Genomic DNA, 17,744 nt, shown 5'->3' with positions numbered 1-17,744 from the left:
GCTCAGCGCGCGAGGGCGCCGATGAGGCGCAGGATCGTGCCCATGTCGTCGACGGCGGCAGCGGGCGACGACGGCGCGAAGCCCGCGACCGATGCACCCGCGAGCGGCAGCGCCGAGCGCAGAGCCGTGATCGCCGCGACCACCTGCGAGGGCTCGAGGCCGAACGGCGTGGGGGCCGTGACCCCTGACATGTGCGCGGGGTCGAGGACGTCGAGATCGATGTGCACGTAGACGCGCGCTGCGCCTGTGGCGGTCGCGGCCTCGGCGAGGGCGTCGGGGGTGAAATCCGCGGCGGGCACGCGCCGGATCGCGCTCGTCTCCAGGAAGTCGGCCTCCTCGTCCTCGAGGATCCGGGCCCCCGCGAGGACGACGCGGTCGGGCGTCACGGCGCCGCGGGGGAGCGCGAGCGTGGGCTCGCCGCCGCCGAGGACGCCGCGCAGCGACATCCCCGAGAACGCGCCGGACGGAGACGAGGACGGCTCGTGCAGGTCGGCGTGCGCGTCGAGCCACACGACCGCGAGGTCGTCGGCCGCGACGCGGCCGATCGCGGGCACCGCGACGCCGCAGTCGCCGCCGACGACGATGACCGGCTCATCGTCGTGCTCGTCGAGCGCGGCGCCGATGCCGTCGCGCACGCGCTGGAGGGCGCTCGCTCTGAGGACCCCGGTGCCCAGGGTGTCGCCCGCCTCGAGCGGGACGTCGATGCCGGTGCACGCGGAGCGGGGCAGATCGCCGGCGATGGCCTCGGCGCCGTCGATGAGCGCCATCGCCCTCGACGAGGGGGAGCCCTGCCACTGCGGGACCACGAGGAATCGTGCCATCCTCCCATCCTGCCCCCGCCGGAGGGCGCGCGCGAGTGCGCCCGCGGACACGACGACGCCGCCCTCCCCGGGGAGAGGGCGGCGTCGGAAGGCGGTCAGGCGCCGAGCTGGCCCTGCGGCTGGCCACCGGTCTTGAGCGCCGCGAGGCGCGCTTCGACCTCGGTCAGCTCGCCCACGTCCTCGAGCGACTCGAACTGCGCGTCGAGGCTCGACGCGGCGATCTCCGCCTTGCCCGCGGCGAGGGCCTCCTGGCGGCGGACCTTGTCCTCGAAGCGGCCGAGCTCGCTCGTCGGGTCGAGCACGTCGATCGACTTGACGGCGTCGTGCACCTTGTTCTGCGCCTCGGCCGTCTTGGCGCGCGCGAGGAGCTCGGCGCGCTTGCCCTTGAGCTGCTCGAGCTTGACCTTCATGCCGTTGAGCCCGTCCTTGAGCTTGTTCACGACCTCGGTCTGCTGCTGCAGCTGCGGCTCGACGGCCTTGATCTCGTTCTCGGTCGAGATCTGACGCTGCAGGGCGACCTTCGCGAGGTTGTCGAACTTGTCGGCGTCGGCGGTGTTGCCCGATGCGCGCAGCTCGTCGGCCTTGCGGCTCGCGGCGAGCGCCTTGTTGCCCCACTCGGCCGCGGTCTGGCGGTCCTCTGCGGTGTCGCGCTCGAGCAGGCGCAGGTTCCCGATCGTCTCGGCGATGGCGGCCTCGGCGTCGGCGATGTTGTTCGTGTAGTCGCGGACGAGCTGGTCGAGCATCTTCTGGGGGTCCTCGGCCTCGTCGATGAGGGCGTTGATGTTCGCCCGGATGAGGGTCGAGATGCGTCCGAAGATCGACTGCTTGGTCATCGGTGTTTCCCTTTCGGTTGGGGTCAGGAGCGGATGGCTGTCTCAGGGCAGGGAGGGACGGATCAGAAGCGACCACCTCCGCGGCGGCCCGAGCGGCCGCCTCCGCCGAAGCTCCGGCGGCCGGATCGTCCTCCGCCGAACGACCCGCCTCCGCGGCGCCCGGAGCGCGACGAGCCGCTTCCGCCGCCGAAGAGCCCGCCCCCGCCTCCGCCGAGGAGGCCGCCGCCCCATCCGGAGTTCGAGGAGCGCCCGCCGCCGAGGGAGCTGCCGATGAGGCCGCCGAGGAGCCCGCCGAGGAAGTCGTCCCCGCCCGAGGAGCGGCCCTGCGAGCGGTACGACGACTCGAACATGCTGAGGTCGCTCTGCGTGAGGGAGATCGCGTCGTTCGCGAGACGGAGCGCGGACTGCGCGTGGCCGAGCGCGGCCGCGGGGTCGCTCTGGCGCAGGCCCTCCGCGCGCGCGAGCTCGGCGCCGGCCTGCGCGAGCCGCGTGCGGGCGTCCGAGCCCACTCCGCCGCGCCGCGCCGACACGTACTCTTCGGCCGCCGAGACCTGGCTGCGCGCCTGGAGGATGGTCTGCTCGAGCATCTGCTCGGACCGCCGTCGCCGCTCGACCGCGTCGCGACCGCCGGCGAGGGCGCGGTCGATCTCCTCGTCGGCCTTCTGGAGGGCCTCGAGCATCGCGAGCGGGCGGCGCCCGGAGCCGGCGAGGTTCTGCTTCGCGGTCTGCACCTGCTGCTCGGTGCGCGCGACGGCGGCCGCGACGGCCCCGTCCTCGTCGGGCAGCTGCCGGGCCGCGGCGACGTCGCCCTCGAGCTCGAGGATGAGATCGGCCGCCTGCTTCTCGCCCTCAGCGAGCGCCGCGCCGAGCTCGTCGATCGCGGTGCCGAGGCGCCGCGCCTGGGCGATCGCCTGCTCGGCATCGCGGATGGCGACGGCGGCCTCGCCGCCCTCGCCCGAGCCGATCGCGCGCTGCGCGACGGCGAGCTGCTCGTCGGCGAACGCCAGCCGTGCCTGAGCCTGCTCGGGGTTGTCGGCCACGGTCGTGAGCGCCTCGGGCGCGTACCGGGCGCCCAGCGCCTCGAGCGCGCGGCGGGCCTCGTCGGACACGGATGCCGCCTGCGCGCGCTTCTCCTGCACCTGCGTGAGCGCCTCCGGCGCGTTCTGCTCGAGCTGGCGCAGCTGCGCGAATCCCTGCGCCTTCTCCTCGAGCGACGCCGCCGCCTGCTCGCAGAGGGCGACGATCTCGGTGTTCCACGCGCGCACGTCGGCCTCGGTGTCCTCCGTGGCGTCGTCGAGCCGCTGCTTGAGCTCGAACGCGCGCGCGAGCGACGCGCGCGCATCCGACAGCGCGGTGCGGAACTCGCCGGTCGCCTCCTCGCCGAACTGCGCGACCGCGAACCCGAGCTCCTGCTCGCTCGAGCGGATGGCGTCGTCGGTCGCGATGAGGGCGGAGGCCGCCCGGCGCTGCAGCTCGGCGGTCGGGACCTCGGGCTCGGCGGGCGCGTCACCGGCTCCTGCCCTCTCCGCGGGGCTGCGCTTGCGCGAGAGCAGCACGACGACGATCACGATGCCCGCGATCACGACGAGGCCGATGATCCACGGCCATGCGTTGGCGCCGCCCTGTCCGCCGCCCTCGAACCCGTCGGCGGCGACGTCGACCGCGCTCGCCCAGTCGTCGTCCGCGAGGGCGTCGAAGAGGTCCTGCTCGATCGCCGCGAGACGGTCCTCGCTCACGGGGCCGTCCGCGGCGGAGGAGATGTAGAGCTGACGGCCCTCGGTCGCGATCGCGAGGAGGTACTGCGTGCTGCCGAGGTGGTTCCGGTCCGCCGTCGCGTCGGCCCACTCGATGGCGTCGGAGGGGTTCTCGAAGTCGTCGACGTAGACGACCCAGAGCGAGACGTCGGTGTCGGCGACGAGCTGAGCGAGGCGCTCGTCGGCGGCGCGCTCCTCGCTCGGGGTCAGCACATCCGAGCCGTCGTAGACGTACGCGTCGCCGAGCTCGACCGGGCTCTCCGCCGAGGCCGCCATCGGGGCGCCCCCGAGGAACAGCGTCAGGCCGGCGCACAGCGCCACGGTCCACCTTGCCCGCATGGCGACTTCCCCTCCGCGGGCGCCATGGGCCCGCGAGACCGATCCTATGCACGCGGCGGCATGCGGCGGAAGACGAGGCCGCCGCGCACAGGAGATTCATCGACCGCGTCGAGCGCGCGCCGCTCCGCGACGGGTCGGCGGCCCGTGGTGGGATGGGGGGCGGGAGGACCCTCATGGACGACAGATACGGCACCGACGTGCTCGCGGCGGGATGGCGCGAGAAGGGCAGGAAGACGTCGAAGCCGGTCCCCGCGGAGCTCGACCTCGTCGTCGAGGTCGCGGGAGACGGGTACTGCGGCGCGATCACGCGCGTCGAGAACGGCAGCGTCGAGCTCGAGGACTGGAAGGGGCGCACGCGCGTCTTCCCGCTCGGCGCGGGCTTCCTCATCGACGGCGAGCCGGTCGCCCTCGTCCCGCCGAAGGCGGCACCGCAGGGCCGCCGCCGCACGGCATCCGGATCGTTCGCGGTCGAGGATCAGCGGGCGCGGGTCGCGCTGCCGAGTCGCATCCTCGTGGAGGGGAAGCACGACGCCGAGCTCGTGGAGAAGGTCTGGGGCGCCGATCTGCGCGTCGAGGGCGTGGCGGTCGAGTTCCTCCAGGGCATCGACCTCCTGCACGAGCTCCTCGAGGAGGAGCCGCCGTCGGCGAAGCGCCGCTACGGCGTGCTCGTCGACCACCTCGTCCCGGGGTCCAAGGAGTCGCGCATCGCCGAGCAGATCGCGCGCGGGCGCCACGGTGCGCACGTCCGCATCGTCGGCCATCCGTTCGTCGACGTGTGGCAGTGCGTCAAGCCGCAGGCGGTCGGCATCGCGCGCTGGCCCGTCGTGCCGCGCGGCACCGACTGGAAGACCGGCATCTGCCGCGGCCTCGGCTGGCCCGCCGAGACCAAGGAGGACCTCGGCCTCGCGTGGCAGCGCATCCTCTCGCGCGTGACGACGTACCGCGACCTCGAGCCCGAGCTGCTCGGCAGGGTCGAGGAGCTCATCGACTTCGTCACGGCCCCGTGACCCACGGCGCCTGATCCACGGGGCCTGACCCACGGGGAGGGCACGGCGGCGGAAAGTACCCTGGAGGCATGCCCGAGCCCCGCACCTTCCGCGACCATCCCGTCTCGTTCGTCCGCCGCAGCGGGCGCATGTCGGAGGCGCAGGAGCGCGCGTGGGCCGAGCTCGCGCCGACGTACTTCTTCGACGTGCCGCGGGCGATCGCGTCGACATCGGTCCACCCCGACGCGCGGTTCGTCCCCGCGGAGGAGTACGGCCGCGTGGCGCCGCTCATCGTCGAGATCGGGTCGGGGCAGGGGCACGCGATCGTGCACGCCGCGTCGACCCGGCCCGACGTCGACTTCCTCGCCGTCGAGGTGTTCCGCGCGGGGCTCGCGCGGACGATGCTCGACGCCGACGCCGCCGGCGTGCGCAACCTCCGTCTCATCGAGGCGAACGCGCCCGAGGTGCTCGAGACGCTCCTGCCGGAGGGCGGCGCCGACGAGGTCTGGATCTTCTTCTCCGACCCGTGGCACAAGAAGCGGCACACGAAGCGCCGGATGATCCGCCACGGGTTCGGCGCCACGGCGGGCCGCGCCCTGCGCGACGGCGGCCTCCTGCGCCTCGCGACCGACTGGGAGGACTACGCCCTGCAGATGCGCGAGGTGCTCGACGACGCGCCCGAGTTCGAGCGCGCGTTCGACGGGGACTGGGCCGATCGCTTCGACGGACGGGTGATGACGGCCTTCGAGCGCAAGGGCATCGAGAAGGGGCGCGAGATCCGCGATCTCGTCTACCGCCGCGTCGCGCGGAGCTGACGGGTGGCCGTGCCCGCTGCGCGCGCCGTCGCCCCGCTCCCGCTCGCCGCCGCGCTTCTCACGTGCCTCGCGGCTCCGGCGTTCTTCGTGCTGCTCGTGCCGTGGCTCGGATGGCTGCTGCTCGCGGCCGGCATCGCCCTCGCGATCGCGGCGGACCGGTCGCGCGGTGTCGCGCCCTGGGCGCCCGCGCCATCCGCGCCATCCGCGCCCGGGCCATCCGCGCCCGAGCCCTCCCTTGCGCGGGATCTGTCGCTCATCGCGATCGGGCTGCTCATCGTGAGCGCCATCCCGCTCGCGGCCGAGCTCGACGACGCCGCGATGATCCGCTTCACGGTCGCGCTCGGCGGCGCGGTCGCCGTGCCGTACGCGGTCTCGCGGTTCGTCTACCGCGACCGTGCGATCGCGTTCCCGTGGCGGACGGGCCGGCGCTGGACGCGCCTGCAGTGGGGGTGGCTCGTCGCGGTGCTCGCGCTCGGCTGGCTGATCCTGCCGTTCTACTTCATCACGTCGGGCGTGTACCGCAACTGGCCGGTCGTCGACACCGCCGACCTCATCGCGCGGCTCTTCGTGGGCGTGGGCGCCGTGGGCATCTGGGACGAGCTCTTCTTCGTGTGCACGGTGTTCGCGCTGCTGCTGCGGCACTTCCCGACGACGGCCGCCAACGCGCTCCAGGCGATCGTGTTCGTGTCGTTCCTGTGGGAGCTCGGCTACCGTGCCTGGGGTCCCGTGCTGACGATCCCGTTCGCGCTGCTGCAGGGGTGGATCTTCCTGCGCACGCACTCGCTGGCCTACGTCGTGACGGTGCACCTGCTCTTCGACGCCGTCGTGTTCCTCGTGCTCGTGCACGCGCACAACCCCGGCCCCGTCCCGTTCTTCCTGGTGTGAGGAGACCCGCATGACCGATCGGATGGACGTCGAGACCGTCGTCGTCGGAGGCGGCGTCGTCGGCGCCGCGACCGCGTGGGCGCTCGCCCGCGAAGGGCGCGAGGTCGTGCTGCTCGAGGCGCACGAACCCGCGCATGCGCTCGGCGCCTCGCACGCGTCGACCCGCAACTTCAACCCGTCGTACGCGGAGCCCGCGTACCTGCGGCTGCTCACGCGTGCGCTGCCCCTGTGGCGCGAGCTCGAGGCGGAGTCGGGCGAGACCATCCTCGAGCAGACCGGCATCGTGAACCGCGGGCCCGTTCCCGATGCCGAGCGCCTGCGGGAGAACGCGCCGCGCGCCGGGTTCGCCGTGGAGACGGTTCCTGCGGGCGAGGCCGCGCGCCGCTGGCCGGGGATGCGGTTCGCGAGCGACGCGCTCTTCCTGCCGGACGGCGGGCGGATCTGGGCCGAGCGCGCCGTCCGCGCGCTCCACGCGCTCGCCGCTCGCGCGGGCGGCGACATCCGGCACGGCGTGCGCGTCGACGGCGTGCGCGTCCTCGGCGACGCGACGGCCGAGGTGCGCGCCAGCGATCTCGTCGTCCGCGCGCGCCGTGCGGTCGTCGCAGCGGGCGCGTGGTCGTCGGAGCTGCTCGCAGGCGTCGTCGACCTGCCGCGCCTGCGGGTCACGGAGGAGCATCCCGCCCACTTCGCGCTCGCCGCGGGCGACGACGGCGCGGGCTGGCCGAGCTTCAACCACTTCGCCGAGCCGTCCGGGTTCGGATGGCTCGGGCCGATCTACGGGCTCGTCTCGCCCGGCGAGGGCCTCAAGGTCGGATGGCACGGCGCGGGCCCCGAGGTCACACCCGCGACGCGCACGTTCGCGCCCGAGGAGCACGTCGTCTCCGCCCTGCGCGCGTACGTGCGCGAGTGGATGCCCGGCGCCGACCCCGACCGGCTGAAGCCGATCAGCTGCACGTACACGTCGCGCGAGGGCGAGGACTTCATCCTCGACGCGGCGGGGCCGATCATCGTCGCCGCGGGCTTCGCGGGGCACGGGTTCAAGTTCGCCCCCGCGCTCGGCGAGCACCTGGCCTCCCTCGCGACCGGCGCGGGCCATCCGGATCCGTTCTTCGCCCTGCGACGGTGATCCGTGCGCCGATCCCGCGACGGGAGCGGGGTTGGTGGGGGTGTCCTCGTGTGCGTGTCTCGGTGCGGGTGGGTATGGGCGCCGGTTGGCCGCGTGGTGAGACATGCGGGCCCGGTGGGGCGAGAGGTGCGTCCGACCTGCCGGGTCGGCGCGGGAGGACCCGGCCGGCTGTCGGATGCCCATGCGAGGCTGGGAGCATGAGCGACGACACCCTGCGGACCTCCGCGCTCGCGGCCCTCCGGAAGCTCGTGGGGCGGGATGACGCCGACTTCCACGAGGGGCAGTTCGAGGCGATCGAGGCGCTCGTGGGCGGACGCCGCCGCGCGCTCGTCGTGCAGCGGACCGGGTGGGGCAAGTCGGCCGTGTACTTCGTGGCGACGAGGCTGCTCCGAGACGCGGGAGCCGGGCCGACGGTGCTCGTGTCGCCCCTCATCGCCCTCATGCGCGACCAGATCGCGGCCGCGCAGCGGGCCGGCGTGCGCGCCGTGGCGATCAACTCGACGAACGCGCACGAGTGGACCGACGTCCTCGCGCAGCTCGACGCCGACGAGGTCGACGTGCTGCTCGTGTCTCCTGAGCGGCTCAACAACCCGACGTTCCGCGACGAGCAGCTGCCCGCCCTCGTGCGGCGGATCGGCATGCTCGTCGTCGACGAGGCCCACTGCATCAGCGACTGGGGTCACGACTTCCGCCCCGACTACCGGCGCCTGCGCGACCTCATCGCGCAGATGCCGCCGTCCGTCCCTGTGCTCGCGACGACGGCCACCGCGAACAGCCGCGTGGTCGCCGACGTCGTCGAGCAGCTGGGTGCGGAGGGCGTGACGACGATCCGCGGCCCGCTCGCACGCGCGTCTCTGCGCCTCGGCGTGCTGCGGCTCCCCGACGCGACGGCGCGCCTCGCGTGGCTGCTCAGCCACCTCGATGAGCTGCCGGGGTCGGGCATCATCTACACGCTCACGGTCGCCGCCGCGAACGACACCGCCCGGCTCCTGCGCGATCACGGGCACGCCGTGCGCGCGTACACCGGGCAGAGCGACGCCGACGAGCGCGCGGAGTCGGAGGCGATGCTCAAGCGCAACGAGGTCAAGGCGCTCGTCGCGACAAGTGCGCTCGGCATGGGCTTCGACAAGCCCGACCTCGGCTTCGTGCTCCATCTGGGTGCCCCGTCGTCGCCCGTGGCGTACTACCAGCAGGTCGGCCGTGCGGGCCGCGCGACGGCGTCCGCCGATGTCGTTCTGCTTCCGGGCCCTGAGGACCGCGACATCTGGCACTACTTCGCGACCGCGTCGATGCCCGACCAGGATCGCGCCGAGCGCGTGCTGTCGGCCCTCGGAGCGGCCGATCGTCCGCTGTCGACGGCTGCGCTCGAGGCGGTCGTCGACATCCGGCGCACGCCCCTCGAGCTGCTCCTCAAGGTGCTCGACGTCGACGGCGCGGTGCGGCGCGAGAAGGGCGGATGGGCCGCGACCGGCATCCCGTGGACGTACGACGCCGAGCGGTACAGCCGCATCGCCGCCGAGCGTCGCATCGAGCAGGAGCACATGCTCGAGTACGAGACGACCACCGGGTGCCGCATGGAGTTCCTGCAGCGCCGTCTCGACGACGACACCGCGGCGCCGTGCGGGCGCTGCGACAACTGCGCGGGACCGTGGCTCTCCGCCGAGATCGGCCAGGGCGTCTCGGCGTCCGCCGCCTCCGCCCTCGACCGCGTCGGCGTGCCCATCGAGCCGCGGCGCCAGTGGCCGTCCGGTCTCGATCGGCTCGGCGTGCCCCTCAAGGGCCGCATCCCGGCCGAGGAGCAGGCGGCCGAGGGTCGCGCGCTCGCCCGCCTGACCGATCTCGGCTGGGGCGGTGCCCTGCGCGAGATCTTCGCCGCGGGCGCGCCCGACCAGCCCGTGCCCCCGCGCCTGCTCGATGCCTGCGTGCGCGTGCTCGCCGACTGGGGCTGGGACGAGCGCCCCGTCGCCGTCGTCTCCGTGCCCTCGCGCTCCCACCCGCAGCTCGTCGCCTCGACCGCCCAGGGGCTCGCGCGGGTCGGGCGCCTGCCCTACCTCGGCGAGCTGGCCCTCGATCCAGCTGCGCCGGTCGGCCGCCCCGGCGGCAACAGCGCGTTCCGCGTCGCCGACCTGCACGGTCGCCTCGACGCGTCCCCGCTCGCGGTGCCGGCGGGGCCGATCCTGCTCGTCGACGACCTCGCCGAGAGCCGGTGGACGCTCACGCTCGCCGCGCGCGAGCTCCGCGGGGCCGGCGCCACGGCCGTCCTGCCGTTCGCCCTCGCTCTCCGGAGCTGAGCGGCGCCGAGCAGGCTCAGCGCGCCGCGCCGAGTGCGCCCGGCGCCGACAGCGGGCTCAGCGCCCGGCCGCGCGGTTCGTCTTGGCGGTCGCGGGCGCCGTCCACGGATCCTCCGGCCACGGATGGCGCGGGTAGCGCCCGCGCATCTCCCTGCGCACCTGCTGGTACGGGCCGTTCCAGAAGGACGCGAGGTCGTCGGTCACGGCGAGAGGACGCCGCGCGGGGGAGAGCAGATGGAAGAGCACGGGCACGCGCCCCTCGACTAGACGCGGCGTCTGCGCGAGGCCGAAGACCTCCTGCAGCTTCACGGCGACGACGGGCCGTGCACCCACATCGCCCGCGTAGTCGATGCGCACGCGCGACCCGGATGGCACGGCGAGCCGCTCGGGCACGAGCTCGTCGAGGCGCGCGGCCTCCGGCCAAGGGAGCAGGCGCCGCAGCGCCGCCTCGACGTCGATCCCGTGCAGGGACGCGTCGGCGCGCAGGCGGGAGAGATCGGGCCCCAGCCAGTCGTCGATGCGCGCGAGCAGGGAGGCGTCGTCGACATCGGGCCACGGACGGCCGATCTCCCGGTGCACGAGCGCGAGGCGCGCGCGCAGGGCGAGCGCCTCGGGACGCCACGCGAGCGCGTCGATGCCTCTCTCGCGGACGTGCGCGGCGAAGGCGGGGCCGACGTCCTCGGGGGTCGCCGCGACGGGCGTCTCGGCGAGCAGGATGGCGCCGAGACGGCGGGTGCGGCGGACGCGCACGCGACCGCCCTCGATGCGTGCGGCGCGCTCGTCGCTCGTGAGCCCCGCCCCGATCGCGAGCGCGTCCTCCTCGGCGAGCGCGGCGGCCATCCGGATGACGGCGCCTGTGCCCTCGGCAGCGCGGCCCTCTGCGCGCTGGACCTCCCAGACCGCGAGCCACTCCGACGCGCTCAGCGCACTGCCCGGGGGAAGCGCGGCGCGCGTGCCGCTCGCGAGGAGGTACGTCCGGTCGTGCGGGCCCGTGCGCCGAGCGATCCAGTCGGGCCGCGCGAGGGCGACGACGGCTCCCGGCGCGGATGCTCCCGGCGCGGATGGCCCGGGATCGGACCCGCCCGGCGCGGATGGCCCGGAACCGGACCCGCGGGGCGCCGCGTCGGATGCCGCGATCCGGGCGAGCCGGGTCGTCTCGCCCCGCCAGCGCGCGGCGCCCGGGCCGCGGCCATCCCTGAGCTCGCGGAGCATCCGCCCGAGGTCGGCGTCGGCATCGCGGTGGTCGTCGGAGATCGCCGCGACGACCTCGGCGGCCGCGCGCGCATCGCCGAGCATCGCGGCGCCCTCGAGGAGGGCCCGCGCCTCGCGAGCGCCGACGGGAAGCGGTGCGATGCGGCGCCCGAGATCCGTCGGCCGTCCGCTCGCGTCGGTCAGCTCGAGCGCGTGCAGCACGGAGAGCGCCTGAGCGACCGCGGCGCGCGGGGGAGGGGTGAGGAGGGCGAGGCCCTCGCCGCCCGGCGTGCCCCACGCTCCCGCGAGGAGCATGGCGTCGACGAGGTCGGCCGAGGCGATCTCGGGTGCGGCGGCGGCCGGCATCCGCGCGAAGTCGACCTCCGCGTAGGCGCGCACCGCTCGGCCGGGGCCCTGCCGTGCCGCGCGCCCGGCTCGCTGGTCCGCGCTCGCTCGCGACGCGCTGACCGTCACGAGGCCGGTCATGTCGCGGCCGCGGTCTCGGCGCACCTCGCGCGAGAGGCCCGCGTCGACGACGAGCCGCACACCGGGCACCGTGAGCGAGCTCTCGGCGAGCGCCGTGCTCACGACGATGCGGGGCGGCTCCCCGGCGCGGCGCCCCTGCGTGGCGCGATCCTGCTCGCGGGCGGGCAGCCGGCCGTGCAGGGGGAGGACCTCGATGTCCGCTGCGCGGTCGCGGATGAGCCGCACGAGCTCGTCGACATTGCGCGCCGAGGGCACGAAGACGAGGGCATCGCAGCCGTCCTCGCGCTGTGCGGCCGTCGCGACGCGGGCGAGGTGCGCGAGGTGCGCGCGCGTGACGCCGCGCTCGTCGAGGCGCGGTGCATCTCCCGGCGCGTACTCGATCGCGAGCGGATGGAGGGGCGACGGCACATCGACGACGGGCGCGGGATGATCGGCGCCGCCGAGCAGGCGGGCGACGGCGTCCGCATCGAGGGTCGCCGACATGGCCGTCACGACGAGGTCGTCGCGGAGCGCGCGTGCCTCGGCGAGCATCCCGAGGAGGAGGTCGCCGTCGAGCGAGCGCTCGTGCACCTCGTCGAGGATGACCGCGTCGACGCCGTCGAGACCGGGATCGGCGAGCAGTCGGCGCAGCAGCACGCCGGGGGTGAGGAGCTCGATGCGCGTGCGCGGGCCGACCTCGCGCTCGCCGCGGACGCTGAAGCCGACCGGGCCGCCGAGCTCCGACCCGTCCAGCTGCGCGATGCGGCGGGCGGCCGCGCGCACGGCGACCCGCCGCGGCTGCGTCACGAGCACGCGGCCCTCGACCGCGTTCGCGAGCAGCGGTGGCACGAACGTGGTCTTGCCCGTTCCGGGCGGCGCCGTCACGACGAACGCGCCGTGCCGGGCTGCCGAAAGCAGCGCGTCGCGCGCCGTCGACACCGTGAGCCCCGCGCCGAGCGCGGCGAGGTCGAAGCGGTGCGGGTCGGCCATCGTCCGATTCTCTCAGGGGGCGGGAACGGCGAAGGCCCCGCTCGCAGACGAGCGGGGCCTTCGCACCGGGTGCACCTCCGTAGAGAGTTTGAGAACCCAGGCCCGGCCTTGAAAACCGTGGCTTCTCGCCTGTCTCGGGGTGCCTACAAGCGTTGCGAACGGCCCTCCGAGCCCTCGGTGGCCGACTCTCGGGGTCGTGTGGTGCGCGCAGTTGGGAAGACTCAAACCTTTCTGAGCGCCGCCGAGGTCGATGAGCTGGTGGCTCTGTATGAGCAGGGCATGACGCTCGCGCAGCTCGGTGAGCGGTTCGGCGTCTACCACCGCACTGTGGCTGCTCACCTCGTCCGTCGTTCCGTCCCGATGCGCGTGCGAGGGCTTGCTGAGGAGCACTCGTCCGAGGCTGTGCGGCTCTACGAGGGTGGGATGACCTTGATGGAGGTTGGTCTGCACTTCGGGGTGAGCCAGGGGGCAGTGAAGAGGGCGGTGGCCGCAGCAGGTGCGACTATCCGCCCTCGGGGACGCCGGCCTCTGGTTACAGCGTGAAGTCCTCCTCCCAGTGCTCGGCCTCGTACTCGGCTATCGCCAGCATGATGCCGAGCTCGGTGCTCGCGGGAAGGCTCACACGGCCCTGCCGACGACGCTGTGGTCCTTGATCGAGGACATCTTCGCCGCTGGGGACGCTACGCCACAGCCGTCGCGCGATGGGAACACATCACCGGGCGATCTGCCCCTAAGCCAGCCTAAGCACGACGAAGGGGCCGCGGCCCGCGCCAGAGTTGGTGGAATGGCTCATGGGTCTCGAACCTGGCTGGGTCACCGAGTCGTCCCACGATCTGACCGACAACCAGCAACTCGCTGTGCTTGGAAACGGCGTCCTGCCGATTCAGGCGGTGACAGCTCTCCGCGTCATGCTACGGACGCAATCACGCTGAATACAGGGACTCGATGTTGCGTCAGGCACCGTCGTCGGGCGTGAGCCCAATCAGGCAAGCCAAGCCTGTAGTCGGTCTGCCAGCCAGTGTGGCTTCTGGAGCGGAACTCCGTGACCACACTCGGCGATGGCTTCAGGCTCGCCATCGGCTCGATAACGGGTGAGGTGGTGCGCCGAGCGGGCCATGATCGCTCGTTCTCGCTCGCCCACCACGACGAGGGCCTTGCCTTCGTATGAAGCCCACGTCGGCGGGATGGTGAACCGTATATTCTCGCCCACCGACGCCACGAGCGTCCGTGTCGAAAGGTTCTGAGTGGTTCTGAGGTAGTCGGGGAACAGTGTCGGGGGGATGAACAGTTCCCTCGCCTGTGCTCGCGCGAACCACTCCCGCTTCGCAAGCGGCGCCGCCGTTCGCAGCAGTGCGAGGGTCGCGCTCGGCCATCTCGACGGTTCTGCCTGGGCGCTGATGATCCCGACGTGCGAGACCAGGTCAGGGCGGCGCACGGCGAGGAGCACAGCGAGTTGCGCGCCGAGCGAGAAGCCGACGACCGCGACCGGGCGGTCCTCGCGGTGCTGGAGCGCTTCCACGAGCGCTTCGATGGTCCGTTCGTGCGACTCATAGTCTGCGTGCGCGCTGCGGTCGTGCCCTGGCAGGTCCGGGACAAGGAATCGGTATCCGGCGCCCATCTGCTCGATCAGTGGTCGCCACATCCACCCGGCGACTCCACCTCCATGGAGCAGTAGGACGGGTGTCGCATTGCGGTCGCCGAACTCGTCCACGATGATTCCGCGGGGTGGGCTTGAGCTTCGGTCTGTCACGCCGTGTCTCCTTCTTCTGGTGGTTTGCCGGTGTCCGGGAGGCCGCCGCGTCTGCCGGCTCGGCGTGCTGCCCCTGGCGATACTCCACGTTCCCGGCGGAAGGCGTGTGCGAAGGCGTACTCCGAGCTGTAGCCAACACGCTGAGCGATCGCGCGCATCGATTGATCCGTGTCGGTGAGCAGGGCGGCGGCGAGATTCATCCGCCACCAGGTGATGTAGGTCATGGGTGGATCGCCGATCAGCTCATGGAATCGGCGCGCGAAGGCGGTGCGGGACATGACCGCACGCTGAGCGAGTTCGGCGACTGTCCAGGGGTGCCCGGGATTGTCGTGGAAGGCGTCGAGTGCGGAGCTGATTCCTGTGTCTCGGATTGCGGTGACCCAGGAATGTGCGCTGTCCGGTAGGATGCGCTCGTCGTGGCACGCCCGGAGGATGTGAATGAACAGTACGTCGAGGAGTGCGGCGACCAGGTGATCGGTGCCCGGTCCAGGTCGGTCGAGTTCCATCGCGAGTAGTTCCACGGCGTCCCTGAGAGGCTCGCCCCGATCGAATGGCGCGCGCAAGATCACTACGGGTGGGAGCTGGGCAAGCAACGGGTGAATGAAACGCAGGTCGAGTTCGTAGGCGCCGCACAGCGTGACCGTTTGTTCCCCCGGTATCCCATGGTCCGGGTTCGCCGGTATATCAACGGCGCCGTTGCCGGTCACTCGGCCCGGTTCGCACGCCTCAGCAAGCTCGGCATCGACCCGATCGGCGAGCGCATGCTCGACCCCGCTGGGGAGGAACAGGACGTCTCCTGTCTGTAGGCGTATCGGTTCCTCAGCATCACGGAGCAGCCAGCACGTCCCGCGGAGGATCACCTGGAATCCGGCCGAGCCCTCGACCGCAGCGAAACGCTGACCCCATGGTGCCGTCCAGGTGACGCGCTGAGATCGCGGTCGTCCTCGCCGGAGGACCGCGACCACCTCGCTCATCATGTCCATGAACTGAGTCTATACGGCAACTCGCACCCGAAGGACGATCACACATGAATACGGTGCAGCAGCGTATTGATCGTGCTACGGACGGGACATAGCGTGATCATCGCCGTGCCGATTACCGCCATGGCCTTTCAAAGTCAGGAGACCTCATGCCCTCTGAGATTCAAACCACTCGGGCCAGCAGCCGACCCAAGTTGCCCCAAACATTGACGGCCAACTGGCGACCGCGCCTGCTCGGCGCCGTTGTCGCGACACTGTCCTGCACGCTCATCTGGCTAGCGGGAGATGCGGCGGGCGCGACGTTCGTCGTCTCGTTCGGCGACGAGCACGCGTCCATGGACGTCACCATCTGGGCCGTCATCGGTTCCGTGCTTTCGGCCGCCGTCGCGGGATGGGTTCTGCTTGTCGTGCTCGAACTCTTCACGACGCGAGCGCGAACCGTATGGACGGTGCTCGCGCTTACGGCGGCGGCGGTTTCGACGCTCCCAGCATTCGGCTATGAAGCGGATACCGACACCAAGCTGTCGTTGACTTTCATGCATGTCGCGGCCGCAGCGGTGATCATCCCCCTGTTCCGCCGTCGGGGTAGTTCCGCAGCGGGAAAGACTCACCAGCAGCCGTGAACGCCCGACACAGACGCCTGCTCCGTGCCGCGCACGCGCGGTGCGGCTGGTGCTCGCAGAGTTGGCGCCGTGGGTGATTCTGTCCAGGGGTGGCGACCGCACAGGTTCGCAAGCCCGCAAAGGTCGCTTTCATAGCATCAGGTGGAAGCCATGCCGGATCGCACCATAGACAAGTCCTCGAGTCTGGCTCGTGAGAAGCCCTCGTATGCGTAGGTCAGGAGAACGGATGCCGATGCCCGAAGTCACGCGGCGGTTTGTCGTCGTGGACGCGCCGTCGAATCTTGGACTGCGCCCTCCCGAGGAAGGGGCTGTGCCAGGCTGTTACAAGGCGCCCAGGGCGCTTCGAGACACGGGGCTCCTGAACGTGCTCGGCGCGCAAGACGGCGGAGTCGTGACGCCAGGACGGTATCGCCCTGGCCGCGTCGAGGGTGCGGTACGCAACGAGGCGACGATCGCCGATCATTCACGACGTTTGGCGGAACGGCTCGAGTCGATCATTGCCAACCGGGGCCTCCCTGTCGTGCTGGGCGGCGACTGCAGCATCCTCATCGGCATTGGGCTCGCTCTAAATCGCAGCGGACCGTACGGTCTGATCAGCATAGACGGCCTCGACTACCGGCACCCGGGAAACAGCGACTCGGTGGGATCCGCGGGCGGCGAGAGCCTCGCGCTGGTGACGGGCCTTGGCGGGGCACTGGCGAACCTAGACGGCCGGGGTCCGTATTTGCGTTCGTCCGATGTCGTGTCGATCGGCTCGCGCCCGGGCGACGAGTTCGCTGGCGACGCGGCAGCAGACGGGGTGATGGTCATCGATGCCGTCACCACGGCGGCTGATACCGAGAACGCCGTACGAGAAGCCCTGAGCGTCGTCGAGCGTCCCGACCTCAGCGGATTCTGGGTTCATCTGGACGTCGACGTCATCGACCCAGACCTGATGCCGGCCGTCGATAGTCCCGAGCCGGGAGGACTCAGCTTTGACCAACTTGCACTCATCCTGGGACCACTCACCGCGTCTGAGCGCTTCATCGGTCTGGACCTGACGATCTACGATCCCGACCTCGATCCCGACCTCATCCACGGCCACCGAATCACCGATCTACTCGCGCGGTCGCTCACCAGACGCACGTAGCCCACTCACGATGAGGCGGCCGTCCGAGCCTCCGCAGATTGACGTCCCGCCTCGCCGACCAGGCTCGGGTTCAAGGTCACGAGGAAGGTTGCCGCACGCGGGCGTCGGTAAGGAAACTCGCGATCATCGGAAGAACTCCTGCGGCCAGCTGTCCAGCGTTGCCGCCTGGCGCAGTGTCGGGGACGAACAGGCCGTGGTTCGCGCGCGGGAACACGGCGAGCCCGTGACTCACGCCATCAAACGCGGCGAGGTTCTCCGCGTACGCCGCGACGCTCTCCGTGACCGGGATGAGCGGGTCGGAGCCGCCGAACAGCGCAAGCACCGGCGAGGTGACCGACCGCAGTACCGGCACCGGGTCAAAGTCCAGCATGCCTGCGACGAAGGCGAGGTCCTCTTGGGTGTTGTAGGCGACAGACACCGCCGAGTACCACGAGCGGCCAGTGAACCGCTGCTGGTCGGCGAGCACCGCGTCGACCGGCTCGCCGGCGACCAGTCGCGCGCAGCGCTCATCGACCCACGCCATCGCATCCGCGTGCTCCTGAGACGGAAGACCGGCCAGCTCGCGAGAGATACGATCCCGCTCCTGCGCGGCAGGTGAGACGCCCGGGCCTGAAACCGAGACGACGAAGTCCGTACCGCCGATCGCGGACGCCAGCAGCGACGCCCATCCTCCCTGGCTCACTCCGAGCAGACCGACCGGTTACCCCAGGCAACGTGGGTCGGCGCGCAGAACCTCGACGGCAGCCAGCGCCTCGACGGCCCGATC

The 17,744-nt window shown here is 72.1% G+C and carries 14 protein-coding genes; 7 read left to right on the top strand and 7 right to left on the bottom strand.

What is annotated here, in order from left to right:
• Window positions 1-2: 2 nt before the first annotated feature.
• From PKE79_RS03435 to PKE79_RS03425, 3 genes are all read right to left on the bottom strand, one after another.
• Window positions 3-821, bottom strand: a complete 819-nt coding sequence (locus PKE79_RS03435) for an arginase family protein (protein ID WP_271172265.1) — start codon at window positions 819-821, stop codon at window positions 3-5.
• Window positions 822-916: 95 nt separating this feature from the next.
• The gene (locus PKE79_RS03430) at window positions 917-1,654 is read right to left on the bottom strand and encodes a PspA/IM30 family protein (RefSeq protein WP_271172264.1); all 738 of its coding nucleotides are present in this window, start codon (window positions 1,652-1,654) and stop codon (window positions 917-919) included.
• Window positions 1,655-1,716: 62 nt separating this feature from the next.
• Window positions 1,717-3,747 (bottom strand): TPM domain-containing protein, encoded by a 2,031-nt coding sequence (locus tag PKE79_RS03425; RefSeq protein ID WP_271172263.1) that lies wholly within the window; start codon window positions 3,745-3,747, stop codon window positions 1,717-1,719.
• A gap of 173 nt (window positions 3,748-3,920) precedes the next feature.
• Between PKE79_RS03425 and PKE79_RS03420 the strand changes: the two genes are divergently transcribed.
• The 5 genes from PKE79_RS03420 (at window position 3,921) to PKE79_RS03400 (ending at window position 9,850) form a co-directional block, all read left to right on the top strand.
• On the top strand, window positions 3,921-4,754 hold the full coding sequence (locus PKE79_RS03420; RefSeq protein WP_271172262.1) for a DUF3097 domain-containing protein: 834 nt from the start codon (window positions 3,921-3,923) through the stop codon (window positions 4,752-4,754).
• Between the two features lie 68 nt (window positions 4,755-4,822).
• Window positions 4,823-5,548, top strand: a complete 726-nt coding sequence (gene trmB, locus PKE79_RS03415) for a tRNA (guanosine(46)-N7)-methyltransferase TrmB (RefSeq protein ID WP_271172261.1) — start codon at window positions 4,823-4,825, stop codon at window positions 5,546-5,548.
• A 3-nt stretch (window positions 5,549-5,551) separates the two neighbouring features.
• The gene (locus PKE79_RS03410) at window positions 5,552-6,433 is read left to right on the top strand and encodes a CPBP family intramembrane glutamic endopeptidase (protein ID WP_271172260.1); all 882 of its coding nucleotides are present in this window, start codon (window positions 5,552-5,554) and stop codon (window positions 6,431-6,433) included.
• Window positions 6,434-6,443: 10 nt separating this feature from the next.
• Window positions 6,444-7,559, top strand: coding sequence for an FAD-dependent oxidoreductase (locus PKE79_RS03405; RefSeq protein ID WP_271172259.1), 1,116 nt, complete (start codon window positions 6,444-6,446; stop codon window positions 7,557-7,559).
• 197 nt (window positions 7,560-7,756) lie between these two features.
• Window positions 7,757-9,850, top strand: a complete 2,094-nt coding sequence (locus tag PKE79_RS03400; RefSeq protein WP_271172258.1) for a RecQ family ATP-dependent DNA helicase — start codon at window positions 7,757-7,759, stop codon at window positions 9,848-9,850.
• Window positions 9,851-9,907: 57 nt separating this feature from the next.
• On the opposite strand, the gene hrpB is transcribed toward PKE79_RS03400, so the two are convergent.
• The 3 genes from hrpB to PKE79_RS03385 form a co-directional block, all read right to left on the bottom strand.
• Complete coding sequence (gene hrpB / locus PKE79_RS03395) at window positions 9,908-12,496, bottom strand: ATP-dependent helicase HrpB (RefSeq protein WP_271172257.1); 2,589 nt, start codon at window positions 12,494-12,496, stop codon at window positions 9,908-9,910.
• A gap of 982 nt (window positions 12,497-13,478) precedes the next feature.
• Entirely contained in the window at window positions 13,479-14,207 is a 729-nt protein-coding gene (locus PKE79_RS03390; protein ID WP_271172256.1) for an alpha/beta fold hydrolase, read from the bottom strand.
• Window positions 14,208-14,242: 35 nt separating this feature from the next.
• The gene (locus PKE79_RS03385; protein ID WP_271172255.1) at window positions 14,243-15,229 is read right to left on the bottom strand and encodes an AraC family transcriptional regulator; all 987 of its coding nucleotides are present in this window, start codon (window positions 15,227-15,229) and stop codon (window positions 14,243-14,245) included.
• 146 nt (window positions 15,230-15,375) lie between these two features.
• Here PKE79_RS03385 and PKE79_RS03380 point away from each other — a divergent pair, with 146 nt between their 5' ends.
• Both PKE79_RS03380 and PKE79_RS03375 read left to right on the top strand, forming a co-directional pair.
• Window positions 15,376-15,849, top strand: coding sequence for a DUF6069 family protein (locus PKE79_RS03380; RefSeq protein WP_271172254.1), 474 nt, complete (start codon window positions 15,376-15,378; stop codon window positions 15,847-15,849).
• Between the two features lie 226 nt (window positions 15,850-16,075).
• Window positions 16,076-16,978, top strand: a complete 903-nt coding sequence (locus PKE79_RS03375; protein ID WP_271172253.1) for an arginase family protein — start codon at window positions 16,076-16,078, stop codon at window positions 16,976-16,978.
• Window positions 16,979-17,054: 76 nt separating this feature from the next.
• On the opposite strand, the gene PKE79_RS03370 is transcribed toward PKE79_RS03375, so the two are convergent.
• A complete protein-coding gene (locus PKE79_RS03370) occupies window positions 17,055-17,660 on the bottom strand; it encodes a dienelactone hydrolase family protein (RefSeq protein ID WP_271172252.1) in 606 nt (201 codons plus the stop codon).
• Window positions 17,661-17,744: the final 84 nt, after the last annotated feature.

This window comes from Microbacterium barkeri, assembly GCF_027921765.1.
GTDB lineage: Bacteria > Actinomycetota > Actinomycetes > Actinomycetales > Microbacteriaceae > Microbacterium > Microbacterium barkeri.
This window is presented reverse-complemented; position numbering and strand designations above follow the sequence as displayed.